General features: G+C 44.0%; 9 protein-coding genes, 1 pseudogene and 1 other annotated feature. Of the genes and pseudogenes, 9 read left to right on the top strand and 1 reads right to left on the bottom strand.

Features of this window, described 5'->3' with window-relative positions:
- The first annotated feature begins 112 nt into the window (after positions 1 to 112).
- The 7 genes and pseudogenes from ACM0OZ_RS45385 (at position 113) to tnpC (ending at position 9,722) form a co-directional block, all read left to right on the top strand.
- The gene (locus ACM0OZ_RS45385) at positions 113 to 898 is read left to right on the top strand and encodes a hypothetical protein (protein ID WP_414589550.1); all 786 of its coding nucleotides are present in this window, start codon (positions 113 to 115) and stop codon (positions 896 to 898) included.
- Between the two features lie 2 nt (positions 899 to 900).
- The gene (locus ACM0OZ_RS45380; protein ID WP_414589549.1) at positions 901 to 2,613 is read left to right on the top strand and encodes a hypothetical protein; all 1,713 of its coding nucleotides are present in this window, start codon (positions 901 to 903) and stop codon (positions 2,611 to 2,613) included.
- Between the two features lie 64 nt (positions 2,614 to 2,677).
- The gene (locus ACM0OZ_RS45375) at positions 2,678 to 4,450 is read left to right on the top strand and encodes a type IV secretory system conjugative DNA transfer family protein (RefSeq protein WP_414589548.1); all 1,773 of its coding nucleotides are present in this window, start codon (positions 2,678 to 2,680) and stop codon (positions 4,448 to 4,450) included.
- Positions 4,451 to 4,849: 399 nt separating this feature from the next.
- Complete coding sequence (locus ACM0OZ_RS45370) at positions 4,850 to 6,628, top strand: hypothetical protein (protein ID WP_414589547.1); 1,779 nt, start codon at positions 4,850 to 4,852, stop codon at positions 6,626 to 6,628.
- A 184-nt stretch (positions 6,629 to 6,812) separates the two neighbouring features.
- Positions 6,813 to 7,034: a hypothetical protein gene (locus ACM0OZ_RS45365; protein ID WP_414589546.1), complete on the top strand. Its 222-nt coding sequence runs from the start codon at positions 6,813 to 6,815 to the stop codon at positions 7,032 to 7,034.
- Positions 7,035 to 7,081: 47 nt separating this feature from the next.
- Positions 7,082 to 7,495: a hypothetical protein gene (locus ACM0OZ_RS45360; protein WP_414589545.1), complete on the top strand. Its 414-nt coding sequence runs from the start codon at positions 7,082 to 7,084 to the stop codon at positions 7,493 to 7,495.
- 789 nt (positions 7,496 to 8,284) lie between these two features.
- A pseudogene (gene tnpC / locus ACM0OZ_RS45355) lies at positions 8,285 to 9,722 on the top strand (IS66 family transposase).
- Positions 9,723 to 10,027: 305 nt separating this feature from the next.
- Here the strand turns inward: tnpC and ACM0OZ_RS45350 are convergent.
- Positions 10,028 to 10,774 (bottom strand): CAP domain-containing protein, encoded by a 747-nt coding sequence (locus ACM0OZ_RS45350; RefSeq protein ID WP_414589544.1) that lies wholly within the window; start codon positions 10,772 to 10,774, stop codon positions 10,028 to 10,030.
- 290 nt (positions 10,775 to 11,064) lie between these two features.
- Positions 11,065 to 11,174, top strand: a sequence feature (23S ribosomal RNA rRNA prediction is too short).
- A 219-nt stretch (positions 11,175 to 11,393) separates the two neighbouring features.
- On the opposite strand from ACM0OZ_RS45350, the gene ACM0OZ_RS45345 reads away from it, so the two are divergent.
- Together ACM0OZ_RS45345 and ACM0OZ_RS45340 are read left to right on the top strand one after the other, a co-directional pair.
- Positions 11,394 to 12,917: a flavin monoamine oxidase family protein gene (locus tag ACM0OZ_RS45345; protein WP_414589543.1), complete on the top strand. Its 1,524-nt coding sequence runs from the start codon at positions 11,394 to 11,396 to the stop codon at positions 12,915 to 12,917.
- A 424-nt stretch (positions 12,918 to 13,341) separates the two neighbouring features.
- On the top strand, positions 13,342 to 14,394 hold the full coding sequence (locus tag ACM0OZ_RS45340; protein ID WP_414589542.1) for a hypothetical protein: 1,053 nt from the start codon (positions 13,342 to 13,344) through the stop codon (positions 14,392 to 14,394).
- The last annotated feature ends 253 nt before the right edge of the window (positions 14,395 to 14,647 follow it).

Below are 14,647 nucleotides of genomic sequence, written 5' to 3'. Positions count from 1 at the left end.
ATACTCCACCCCAAGTGTCCCTTCTGTCAATACCCCCTCACCTGAATCCTTACGATATTTATTTGGTTTCAGCTTACTTTTCTTCAGCGCGAGCGCACCCCTCGTACTACCTATACAAACTGCTACAGCAGGTATCGTAAGACAGGTGCAAGCATCCCAGGTATCAGGAGAAAAAGCGACTGGGCAAACAGTTCAGGTATGGGCGGGACACGGGGTATCCATCTCGTTTTACCGCACCGAGGAAGTTATTAAAAAAATCTGGTTGGATGACCCCTCTAAATTCGTAATTGATGTGGATGGATGTCTGGAAGGATTAGGGAGATGTTCAAAAGAGGAAACAGGAGCAGGACTTATTCACCTTCGCCGCATCGAAACAGTAAAAATTTCCGGCTTGCCACAAGCTACCTACGGCACACATCTCACTGTAATCACTGAATCTGGAAGTACCAAAAAATCCTATCACTTTCGTATTGTACCCGGTACAGGAAAACCCGAATACAGCCAATTAGAAATTATAGGCGATTCAAGCAATGACCGGGAACTTAGACAACCAAAAGTTGATTACACCGCCATATCTGATAGCAAGTATATCGCCAAAGGAATGCAGTTTGCACTTGACAAACAGTGGATAACCAGCGATACCCCGCTGTGGGAAAGACTAACCAAACTCGTTGAGTTGCGATCTGCTGAAAGCAGCAGCGCTTCGCTATCGCTTGGAGAAGAACTCACCATCGCTGCAAGCAACGCTGGGGTATCGATGAAATTAGTTGAAAAGCTCATGCTTATGGGTGGAAAACGCTTGCTAGAGATGCCCCCACGTTCACTCAACACCCAACAAGTTAATACAAATAATACTCAACCTACACCATTCAATCTAGTTGTTGAAAAGAAGAGATAATTATGGAAACCAGAAACGTTACAACAGATCATCAAAAACTTAAAGCCATAAATTTTACAGTAAATCAGGAAACCCCACAGGAGGAGAGAAGTGAGCGGGGGAATACCATCCACGTAAACGATGAAATAGTGGCAATTGTTCCAGTTTCAACGACCGTACCCAACCAACCTACGAATAATCGCAGTCAGGGATACCAATGGCGGGAAGCAAAAATGAATACATGGCGGTATCTCATGGTTGCTGGTATGGTAGCAGGACTCGCACTGCACGGGTTAATGAGATTCGAGGGTAGCTACAATATCGGCAGTCTCGTATTTGGGGATAAAGCTGTCGCAGCTACACCAACGAATGTTTCAAATTTGAGAGAAGTTGCTAGAGTGAGTATCCCCCCAGCAAACCTTTCCTCGAATGATTCAAATTTGAATCATTCGACCAAACAAGCTAAAACACTGAAAGAACAACCTTTTGCAGTCAAATATGTCAACGGCATTCCCGTCCCCGACTGGAGCAAAATGAACTTCGAGAACATGAAGTTAAAGGAAGCGGGTTCGGTAGAATTTCCCAATGTCAAAAACCCCGGCATGAAAGAAAAGCGCGTTTGGAGTGCAGGACAGTCGCTTGCTCTTGTAATGGAACTAGGGGATTTTGAAGCAACTGAATTCAAAATCGAAAACCTCAACCTCCAACAAATATCGCTTGTTACAGGTATAAGCCTCAAGGATTTCAAGCTCTCAGATTTTGAGACTCTCAAATGGCAAACACTTGGAGATTTAGCAGAAGCTATCCCAGGACTGGAAAATAAAGATATTGCCGATATACCCGCCCTTGATGATTATGTTGCTAAAGTGACAGGGGATAGCTATACAAGTCAAACTGTCGGGGAAGCACTCAACAATTATCCCCAACTGGAAAAAGCGGAACTTGGTAAATATATTAAGCTTGATCAATACAAACTCACCAGTATCCCCGGGATAGAGAAAGCTATACTCAAGGAATTTACCAACTGGCAGAATACCACGATCGCCAAAGTACCGGGATTAGGGAAAGTACCATTTGATGAGTTTCCAGGAGTACCAGTACCCGATATCAGCTTTGTCGGCAAGGTAGATATGGTACTTAAAGAGGTAGAAAACGGTAGGTGGAAATCAATATCGGGTAGTTATCAAGAAGGGTTCAATGTACCCTGCTATAACTTTGAATGTGCTCACATTGAGGTAGCTGTCACATTTGGTCCAGAAAAAACCGGACAACCTTGGTCAAATTGCCCCATAGATCAACCGTCGTTACCCGGACATTTCCTGACAGGGCAATTTGACCACCCTCAAAGATCAATCCTCGAATCCCAACGAGTGGGTGAAGGTTGTCCGGTTTTTTCCAGGATTTCACCTGCTGTCAGCGATATCCTCACTGGCGCAACCTGGATGTCAGGTAAATTCCAAAAGGTAAAAGGTGGATTTGGGATACTGGGTAAACTCAACGGTGGGAAGGAACCAACCGGACGCCACCCCTTTGGTAAATCATTTAAACACGTCCTGTGGGATGTCAAAGAATCGACAAGTACAGTCACAAGCGCGATGTTCTTCCGCATTTGCAAACGCGGATGGATTGACTTGGGATGTTCACCCTATTTTATCGGACCAGTCCCCTTCTTTGAGTACAAGGAGATGGACCCTATCATCTTAGGCGCACCTCTCACTGTACCTAAAAAACCGTAAGTAATATCCTTCGGCTCAAAAGCCACTCGTTGTGTTTTTCTCCATGCGCAAAGAGCGAGTTGTTATGAATAACCTATATTTCGCCACAGCCAAAACCGTCAAAGTTAAACAAACCCAAGAGGCTCAACCCTCTGCTTCCAGCTACAACGTCAGCAAGTATACCAACCAATTAATGTCTCCCCAAGGGCTAGCACTCGCCGGGGGAATATTAGCACTATTTCTCCTACAGATGTTCTCTGCTGGTAAGAAGGGCAAACTTGCCACCAGCTATTGGGGTGGAGGAAAAGAAACAGCATGCGCCAAGAAAAAAGCCATCAAGCAAGTCACCTCTCCCAAGTGCGATAGCGCTAGCTTGTATATTGGAGTACATAAGTACAAAGGACAAAAACTACCCAAGGGAAGTGGGGGAACACCTGTATATGTACCCGATGTTCAAAGAGGTACAGCCGTTATTGGGGCACCCGGTAGCGGTAAATCCTTCTCAGCAATCAACCCCATGCTTTACTCAGCTATCGACCAAGGGTTTGGTATTGTTCTATACGACTTTAAGTACCCCAGCCAAGCCAAAATAGCCAGTTACGCAAAATTAAAAGGGTATTCTGTACACGTCTTTGCTCCGGGTTTCCCCGAATCTGAGGTATGCAACCCTATCGATTTCTTGCGCGATAGTAGCGATGCTGAAACCGCAAGGCAATTGGCTACCGTGATCAACAAAAACTTCCGTATGCTTGGTGGTGGCTCCGAAGACGCATTCTTCGGTCCTGCGGGCGACCAGTTAACTCAGGCAATCCTGATGCTCACCAAAGACTTTGGGGAGTTTGCTGATATCATGACCGCAGCAGCTATCCTCTCAAGCGAGAAGATGGTCGAACGCCTGATGGCAGCAAGTCTTAATCCGTGGATACGCATAGCCTTCGGTCAATTATTTAGCTCCAGCGGAAGTGAAAAAACCATCGCGGGTATCGCCGGTACCGCCTCGCTCATGTTCACGCGCTTCATGGCAAAGAACACGCTTGGCTGCTTTGTCGGCAAGACTACTCTACCACTAGAGGTAGGCAAGAAACAGATGATTATCTTTGGACTTGACCGCGAACGCCGCGATGCAGTTGGTCCGCTGATGACTTCAATCTTACACATGACTGTCGCCCGTAGTATTGCCAAAAAGAGGAAAGACACTGGTCCACTTGTAGTTAGCGTTGACGAACTGCCATCGATTTTTCTCCCAGACTTATTCAAATGGCTTAACGAATCCCGAAGTGAAGGATTCTGCGGAATCCTCGGATGGCAGAACATGGGGCAGTTGGAGAAAATTTACGGTAAAGAAATCTCAAAAGCAATCCTCGGTGCGTGCGGTACCAAGTTTATTTTCAACCCTGGTGAAGAGGAATCTGCAAGGGTTTTTAGTGCTTACCTTGGTGAAGAAGAAATTAAATATAAGCAGAAATCCCGTTCGACTGGAGGGGGAAAAGCTTCAACATCTATCTCCGACCAAGAACGGACTCGCAAGCTATTTGAACCTGCCCAATTTCTCAAATTACCACCTGGTAAATGTGTATTTATCAATCCTGCTTATAGTAATAATAATGAAGGATCTGTTCCACTATTAAAAAGTATTAAAATTCCAAGATATATCATTGGACTCGAACAATCAAACGATAGTAATTGGGATAGAGTTATCAAACAACTTGCTCGAAAAAGTACCCAAAAAAGACCAACTCAAGAAGACTTGGATGCCAGAGTAAAAGAGGTAGACAAGCGTTTTCCCATTCCTCAAGCACCCGTAGAAGCAGGAAATACGCCATTACCTGTGGATAGTTACAAAGAATTTTTCTCATGATTTCTACAATCCTTACCAGAGAAATTAGCAAGTATTAAATCAGTTATCAGTTATCAGTCCTGACGGCGGGCGCTTTGGGGGATGCGCGACCCGCCACCAACGCATAAAGGTGCTCTTGGTGGGGGACGCGCGACCTTTCGTATTTAACTGATAACTGTTTACTGCGACTGGTACTGTTAAAACTTACCTAGATGGAATTATATATTTAATTTTTATGTAAATTATATTTGTATAATTTTTTATTATATCACTATGGTCGCAATAATTCAGATAATATTTATGGCGATACATTTTCCCATTATGGTACTAAACCATCATTACTAATCATTAGATTTGATATTCAGTTAATCTTCGTTCAATACCAAAAAATAGTACTCTTGATAGATTACCAAAACCACTATGTTTGACCCCCAGCAACAACGAATAGCAGATAACTATCTTCAAGTAGCTGATACTGCTGGTAAAGCAGCCTTGGAATTAGCTAAAATCCTGATTAACACTTTTAAAAAGATTCAAGAAATACTTAAAGAAGGGAAAGAAACAGATAAAATTGCAGTCGAGGTTGGCAAGGATATTTACAACCTCGTACCTGATGAATCTACCCCTGGGGCTTACAAATGGGAAAAGGTAGATTTAAACCAGGAGGTAACAACTATTATATCAGAACCAAGTGATCAGATAGATAACCAACCCTCAAATCTTGAAAATCTTAACTCCACATTATCAACCATATCAGAGTCAGCCGAAGAGAAGTTTGAAGAATTTGTCATCAGCAATCTTCAGGAAGAGGTAGAAAATCAGGAAAAATTTACTTCAAAAGAAATAATACTTACTAATAATAAGAAATCTGTTGAGTCAGAAGAAAGCCCAAGCACAACTCCCAAAAGGGAAAATTTGGAGGAAGAAGAACAATATGCTGCTCAATATACTTACCAACAAGCAGCTAACTCCAAAGGAGTAGAACCGCAAGCGCAACAGTGGGCACGTCAAGTAGAAGTACCAGTATACGAGATAAAAAACAAACAAGCAGAAAAAGAACGTTACAACGGCGAAAACAAAGATATTGCCCAAACTGCAACTGAGATGCTGAAAAAATACGGCACTATCGAGCAAGATGGTTCTCGTATTTTCAGAAGTGATACCTTTGTAATTCGGCAAGAAGGGGATACCATCAGCGTCCACCGCCGCAGTGACGAACTTCAGGGTTGGAACAACTCCTTGATGGAGTTCAAACCCGGTAAGGGAAACAAAGAACCCAAAATCACCAAACAGCCTAAAGAAATGTTAGGGGTGGAACGTCAGGAATTTTTGATGGTAAACGAACACCTCCAGGATAAGGGTAAACTACCCGACTTACCTTATTCAGATATCCGGGATGTGGCAAATACACTTGGTTCTCTTGCGCCTGCTGGTACCATCAAAACCCTTGAGGTATTCAAACAAAACCAGATGCTGGATACTCTCAACAACATACTCCTAACAGCAGGCAAAGATGAACTCGCTGTAGGAGAATTTACCATTAAACGCACCCGTGACCCTCAAGGAAAAAAAGCTAGCCTGCAATTGTTTAAAACCACCGAGGAAAAGGGAATTCAGGAACAAGTCCTGTTTGACCTAACTAAAACCGAAGCTGGCATTACAAAGGAAGTAGCCAAGATGAATATCTCTGACTACGATATCAACCAGGTGAAGTTTATTGCCCAAAATGCCCAAAAGCTTAACTTGGAGCAAATTTTCGGTAAAGAGCAACCTACCGCCGCACCTCCCAAACAACAACCAATACAAGCAGCAGGCGATATCCCCGTCAAAGTCCACCCCTACATAGCCGAGGAATGGGCGAACATGATCAAGCATGGCACCCCTGACTGGGGAGGGGCAATGAACCAGGGTAATGCAGAAATTCAAGAGCGGATAAAAGACAACGACGGCAAGCTGCCAATTGCCTCGCAGCGGGAAATGTACTTCAAAATTTTGACCTACAAGACTGATGAAGCTCAGAAAAGGGGTGAACAAGTCGTAGATTTTGTTCCTCTCAAGGATATTATGAATGACTTACAAACATGGCGCGGTCAAGAAATCAAAATACAGTATACTCCCACCGAACACATAAGCGTCCCCCAACGTCAAACTGTTGCTACCGCTGCACCTAAAGCTAAGTCAGGAGGGGTGGAATTATGACACTTTGAGGAAGACAGCAGGCAGATTTAACTAATGGGGTTCGGGGGCTATTAGTCCCGCACTGTACCCCTATCAGTGTCAGGAGGGGGCTAGCAACAGTTTGTCTTGACCACCTGTCAAGAAATATGTGTAAGAAAGCACCAATCGATTGAGGAGTCGGATAATCTTTTGTTAACGATGAGAATTGTTCGGTTACTACTGGCGATCGCTTCTGTTGAAGATTAATGGTGTTAAAGGCGGACAAACCGATACCACGTTTTTCCAGTATATCGGTCATTGGAAGCACTTAAGTGCTCAGTCTGCTGGTTCTATCAAGGTAAGAATTACCATCGCTGCTCCCGGCGGGCGCTCTGCGCCATCGCTTTTTACTGGAAATAAATCGAAATTCTGCTATCTAGATTTGTAGCAACCTTTACCAGAAAAATTATTGCTAGTTAAAACATGAAAACCTCGATGCTTAAACTTTCACTAATCTTAGCTACTCTCATATCCACGCAATTATTGGGCGCTGCGTCTGCCCAGAGTAACCCACGTTCTGGTTTTGGGACGATTAAGGTGCAAGAATTTATCTCTTCTAACCGTATTAAAGTTACTATCCCAAAAGCTGTGGCTGTACAATTGTTTAACAACTTAGAAGAACAAGAAGGAAGAAAGTCCGAGGACATTTCAGTTGCGTATCCCACAAGAGAAACAGCTGTAATCGTACATAGCATAGTAGGTTTGGCTGATGATTCAGTAGGCGGGATACGAAATCGCATCGAATTGAGACGCAACCAAAATAAATGGGAAATTGTTTGGGTAGGTCGGCAATATAAGTGCCAATCAGGTCGAGGACATCAAGACTGGTCTAGCAGTCTTTGCTCGTAGCTGGGTTTTTAGCCTTCGTCAAGTCTAATTTAATTGTTACTTCAGCCACCGTAATCAAGACGATTTATGCAGTAGCATTTTCTTCTATAACAAGATACGTGCAATTTTCACGCTTTTGTTGCAGCGCTTCTGTGATTGGAAGAATGCCAGCGAACCGAGCTTTTATCGCCGCACTTTACTTTTCTTAATTTTTATACGCTGGACTCACATATCAATGCGATCGCTCGTCTGCAAGGAAGTCCACAGGGCATCGGTGCGCGTGACGGCACTGATGCTGTTTGTTCAGTCTGTCCTCGCGCCTAACGGAACTTAAACATTTTTGAGGGAGAAACAAGCCTCAAAACCATACAGGGTAAGGGAAATACACCAAATGCTCAAAAATGGCTCAAACCCAGATATATCAAAAAACAAGCGAATACCATTTAAGCGTATGAAGAAAGTTTGGAGCAATCAATCCCATGATCGGGATTGCGTTTATCAGTTTGTTCCACCTGATGATGCTCGTGATGTGATTTTCGGGCAGTGATTAAATCGGGATGAAGCGTCAAACCGTGAGTCGGTGTCAGTCACTAATAATATAGATATAACTATAACGAAACAAGTAATTGACACATCATTACAGTTAGTCCCCCAAGTGTTAGACATTGCAATCGGAACTCAAAACGCGAATTCTGATTCGGTGTCAGTCACTAATAATGCTAAACCAGAGTAATGAGTATGGCTAAAACGTAAGGATTCAGGTGGGGGAGTAGTTGACAGGAGTTATATGCATAGGGGAACATCATAAACATGACGAACCGCGTACCCCTGCCTGAAAATGAAGACGAACTATACCAACTGTCAAAGGAACATTTGGTAGAAATTATCAAGACGCTCCAAGAAAAAATTGCGCGGCTCGAAGAAAGTTTGAAATTGGACAGTCAGATATCATCCAAACCACCATCAACAGACCTTCTCAAAAAGTCAGAAAAAAAGAAACCACAACCCGACACCGACCAGACAACTGCCAAACGAAAACGGGGCGGACAACCAGGACACGAAGGTAAAACTCGTAAGGGATTTGGACGAGTAGACAGAATCGAAATTCTACGTCCGCAACTGTGAACACAGTTGCGGACGTACGCACTTCGCACCGCGATCGCAACACGTCGAAACTCAGCAAGTTGCACAATTTGTTGCCAACCCAATTGAAATCGTCGAATACCATCGCCATCACTGTCAATGTTCGCACTGCGGAACTATAACTGCTGCTGACTGGTCGGATGAGATGATCCCAGGACAAGATTTAGGGGTACGGTTACAAGCATTAATTGGTTGGTTGGGGAATTACGCGCACGTTCCGTACGCAAAAATCTACGAACTGCTATTTGAGTTGGGGCAAATAGATGTCGGCGAAGGAACTCTAGTCGCAACCAATGAACGGGTAGCACAGGCAATTGAAGCACCAGTCGAAGCATTGGCTAATTGGGTCAAAACCGAGCAACCAAATGTCCATGTTGACGAGACACCATGGTCAGTCAAAGGAGTTAAAGAATGGTTGTGGGTAGTTGCCAATCAAGCATTTTGTTTATTTCATGCCGCAGATACAAGGTCAAGGGCAGAACTCGAATCATTGCTTAGAACTAAGTATGGCGGTGTTCTCAGCAGCGACGATTTTAGCGTCTACAACGGATATCCTGCGACTGCACAACAGAAGTGTTTGGCTCATATGCGACGGCATTTCTTACGTTTGATTAAATCTCCTGGTCAAGACAATGCCTCAATTGGCGAAGTATTCGTCGATTTAATAGATGATGTATTCGACAATTATCGCTTACTTCAAGCCTCAGACGATCTAACAGCCTACATTGATTGGGCTGATGGGTTTAAATCGAAATTAACAATTGCCCTCAATCAATGGATTCCAAAAGCAGGCGCAACAGCTTTGAACTTGTTGTCTAAACTGCGCGATAAATACAACCAGTGGTGGTACTTTCTAGACCATCCCCAGATTCCTCCTGATAATAACTTGGCAGAACGGTCATTACGACTAGCTGTTACTAAACGTAAGGTCAGTGGTGGTTCGCGATCGCTTGAACGGTTTAGCGATACTGCCTGCCTCTTAACCGTCGTCCAAACTTGCCTCACTCAGCAGAGGTCTGTTATCCACTTCTTTGCTGAGGCATTACGCGCACACGTTGCTCATAAGATTGCGTATCCTTCGCTTATTCCTTTTTCTGCCACCTGAATCCTTACATATAAACAAATAATTCTCACAATTTGTGGACTAGTAAGGTTAAGAATTGGAACACTGGTCTTATAAGTTTAGAATTATTTGTTTAACGTTCCCAAAATTAGGTACGTAGAAATCTATATTTTGTTCTGTTCTCAACAGAAAATATCTCAAAATACCATTCTGACATTAAAGTGGATTCTTTTGCAATTATGTGATTGCCTGCTTAAAGTCAGTTTAAGACTCGTTTTGCCTGTTTTCGGAGATGTCTATTGCCTTGGCAAGCGGTTTGAAGTGTTTATGTTTGCAGTTCGCAACACCTAGTTACGAGAATTCAGTGCAACTGATTTTTCTTGATATCCGCCTGCGTAGTTAATCACGCACATTGTTTTGTAGTTAGCATGATTTCCAAAAGCAACTCCAGCGACTTTAAAAGCAGAGTTGAAGATGTTTTTTCTATGACCGCGATTCGCCACTCCATCATCCACAATTAACTGGATAACGATGTCTTGAGCTGTACTTTGACCGTAGCTGATATTTTCTGCAGCTTTAGATTCCCAGCTTCCGTAGCGGTCCATGCGAGTAGATGGGTTACTGCCGTCGCTTCCAGTATGACCTGTTGCACCTTTTGCACCGTTGTCGTTGACATGGTCTCTTGCACCCATAGACATTCCTTGAGATGTTGTTAAAGCACCAACAGGAGTTGCATCCTTGAGAAATGCGATCGCCTCATCAACGGCTTTGACTCCTTCTATTGTTTGCATCAGCACTTGATCAGAAACTTGAACTCGTGTTCCTTGAAAGCGCTGCTTGTAGTTTTCTAAGATAGAGACGTATGCTTGGGGATTTGTTCTCACCTTGTTCATCTCGGCAATCACTTGTTGTTCCAAGGATGCAGTCGAAGGTACTTGTCTGTCTAAAGTTGGGTTAGCTGCGACGGCTGAGGTGCGAGCAACACTGGCTACGTTTTTTGTTCCTGCGAAAGATGGGCTAGAGAGAAACATTTGAGAAGTGCAAGCTGCAACCAGAGCGATAGGGAAAAACACACCAAGTTTATTGTGACGCATACATGACCTCACGATGACTGTTGTACCGAGTGATTGGGTTTATTTTGAAATCAGAGAGTTCTGCTTGGCACTCGCAGTAAGATTCAGTTCCAGAGCGGATTTAACTGAACTCTTTACTCTGCATCTAAAGTAACTCGGTTCAACCCTGCCAGGAAACGGTGCGCCCACCCAAGTACAACTTGTGAAGAGGTACTTGCAATGGATCAAGTCACGTACGTAGCCAATTTTGTACAAAGCAGTACTTTTTCGTGACGCTGTTCATGGATGGCAATGAGTCATGTATTCTCGGCACCTCGATGTCGGCTCATCGCAACCTAGGGCGGTAGTACGTCCCAAGGGTTGGGCTGTTCGCCCATTAAAGCGACTTGAGTTCAACGGGTATAAAAGTCTAAAAAGCTTGCTACATAGATATTTGAGAAATGGGATCTGTCAAAAAATGAAATATTATGTGCAAAGCCGGGGGTCAAACTGCGTACGCTTGCCTTTCTTCTTCACATTTGTAAAACGCAACAGTTGGCACTTCAAAAGTGCATAAAAATTTCTAGTCCCCCTTATGAAAGAACAGAGGCGGTTGAAATCAAAACCGCCGCCACACAAACAAAAAAGGGAAGCTGGAACAATGGACACCAAAATTTTACTTGAGCAATTCCAACTGGTAAACTTTCAAAAAGGCAAACGGATCACGATACTGGGCGCAGGTATCGCAGGTTTAGTAGCAGCATATGAGCTAGAGCGCCTGGGACATGAAGTCGAAATTATGGAAGGTAGCCCACGCATCGGTGGACGGGTATGGACACACCGCTTTGGTAACTCCCCTGATGCACCCTACGCCGAACTTGGAGCAATGCGTATCCCAAGCGACCACGAAATGACTCTGCATTATGTTCGTGAAATGGGACTTTCTGACAAACTGTGCAAGTTTATGACAGTCTTCGAGGAAAGCAACGCAATGATGAACATCAACGGGCAAGTGCTCCAGATGAAAGACGCACCCCGTGTATTGCAACAAACAGAAGGTGGTATCCTCAGCGACACTCGCTACAGTGAAAGAACTCGCACCTTTGCTGCTTGGCTCAAAACTATTATTAATACTATCGCTCCTGGTAATCTCCGTTCTGATTTTGAACGCGACTTGAACTCTCACTTGATGGATGAGTTAGAGCGCTTAGATTTAAACCCCTACTTTAGCGAAGACGGCGAAACGATTGACTTGCACTCATTCCTGAGACAAAACCCAAGCTTCCGGGCAAAGTGTTCTCAAGGATTGGATATTTTCCTCGGCGACATCATGACAGAAACCAGCCATGACTTGTTGCAACTCAAAGGTGGGATGGATCAGCTTATCCAACGTTTGGTAGCTGAAATCAAGGGGCCCATCAAGTGTAACCAAGAAATCGTCGCCCTGCGTGTGCAAAAAGATTATGTCCAAATCACTTGGAAGGAAAACGGACAGTTGCACACCAAAATATGCGACTACGTACTATGCACCATTCCCTTCAGTGTATTACGCAAGTTGGAATTGAGCGGCTTTGATGATGATAAACTTGACACTGTTTACAACACTGTTTACTGTCCTGGAACAAAAGTTGCATTTCACACTCGCGAGTCATTCTGGGAAAAGGATGGTATCAAAGGTGGTGCTTCCTTCAGTGGTGAAGGTGTACGTCAAACATACTACCCAAGCGTAAAGTTCAACAAGCAGCATGGTAGCGTGATGTTGGCTAGCTACACCATCGGTGACGATGCTCAACGCATGGGGATGATGTCTGAGTCTGAGCGCTTTGATTACGTCCAAAACACTGTAAGCAAGATTCATCCTGAACTGAATACACCTGGTGTGATAGTGGACAAAGCATCCATTGCTTGGGGTAACTACAAGTGGAGTGCTGGCGGATGCACAATTCACTGGGATTCTCTTGATGGTTCTAGCAGTTACCTCAAAGTGCAAAGACCTCAAAACACTCTGTTCTTTGCTGGTGAACATTGCTCTCGCTTCCCCGCATGGTTACAAGGTTCGATTGAGTCAGCACTGGAAGCGGTTTACGATATCCTCAAGCACAAGCCAGTTGCACAATCCACTGCTGTGTCAGTAGCCAACTCCTGGAACAAAAATCCTCTTTTGGTCACAGTTGGAGTCCGGTAGTTATAACCACGTTCATCTAAATTATTACAGGTTGGAGGTAAGCATCAAGAAAATTTAACAACTAACAGTCCATATTCAATTCAGCTAATAAATCCCTTTTTGTTTCGCCCGCCCCAAAGCGGGCTTTTTTAACAGTTATCAGTTATCAGTTATCAGTTATCAAGTACCCGCAGTACCAGTTACCAGTTTCATCGTTTCCTGGGGGAAACACCACACTCCTGTACACCTTTATGCGTTGGTGGCGGTGAGCGTATGCCCCACGATACGCCTGTTCACTGCGGCTGGTACTGGTCACTGGTCACTGTTCACTGTTCACTGATGGGGGTATGCCGCGTATTTTTCGGCATCACTCCACAAAAAGCCAAGGCTTTATATTATAAAGTGAGCGTCGTATATTCGCGCTCACTTCTCAAAAATAATAATTATGGCTTCTACAGAACCTATCAAAAACAAGCCTAGCAAAACTGCTGTTCCTTTAGAATCAGCAGCACCTAAGCCAGAACAAGTAGATGATAATACACAAAACCAAGTAAATAACTTGGAAAAAGATGAAGTTGTGTCAAAAGAAGAACAGTCGCAACCTGCACCCCAAGAGGAAAACAAGACTGAAAATCAGCCAGAGACTACTGATTCTTCTGCATTATTTCAAGCAATTGGGATCATTACTGGCAAGGTAAATTTCATACTGGAGGGGGATAAGGAGAGAACTACTATCACCATTGGTAACAAAGAATATCCACTGCTCTATGCTTCACGCAAACAGAGAGCATATGATGCACTCAAGAAAGAGATAGAGGCGACTGGCGAATCTACCCAACGACTGGTTGTTTACCCCAAGTTTACTCATTTTCCTGGCAGGGATCAGCCGCCCAACGTTGGCTTTCAAGTGGTTGGTTTTGACAAAGGACGCCAAGACGATGCCATTTCACAACAACTTCAGGACATGGAGTTTAAACTTTGCGGGCTGTGGCAGTTTATTCCTGTCTGCCGGACACCATGTATCTCTGTGTTTAAGAATTTTACTAAAGAACGGCTGGATCATATTAAACAATCGGAACCAGCAAAAAAAGTAAAATTCATGAAAGCGAGTCATTTACCTTTGTTCTGGAGAGACGCACTGGTACCGCCGTTCCGGTTCAATCCCAAAGCCCCAAAAGAAGAACAAGGACGCCCAGTATTCATACAGATTAAAGCAAAGTTCGTGCCGCATCGGGACGCTTTTGAATTTGACTCATTACTGGAATTGCCACAGGAGAAGCCACCAAGGTTCCTAAAAGCAAGTAAGGATGATAAAGCTACGGCAATGGCACAAAAGAAAGCGGCTCTTAAGGCTGCTGGCAAAGACTTTGGACCACCAAGAGGTAAACCAACTGCCTCAGGCTCGAGTGCTGAGCGAACATTTAAGGGCAAGCCCACAAAGGACTTCAAGGGCAAGCTTCATGAAATGCCAAAGCCAAAACCAAAGACACAACAGTAATCGGAACAGTTATCAGTTATCAGTTATCAAGTACCCGCAGTATCAGTTATCAGTTATCAAGGAAGCGCAGTATCAAGATGTCCCAAGTCAATCTTCTCACTGGCTCCCGGTAGCTGTTCACTGTTTACTGTTTACTGGTACTGCTCCCGGTAGCTGTTCACTGTTTTAAGGAGGATTTAGGAGGATCTAAAATTTTGGATATAGCAGGCGCCAGGGCGGTTAGGACGCCAGGTGTAGAACATGCTCCATGGCA

Origin of the sequence: Scytonema sp. PCC 10023, from assembly GCF_963920835.1 — a bacterium.
Lineage (GTDB): Bacteria > Cyanobacteriota > Cyanobacteriia > Cyanobacteriales > Nostocaceae > Kalymmatonema.
Note: the sequence above shows the minus strand (reverse complement) of the source record. Positions and strands in the feature narration are given on the sequence as shown.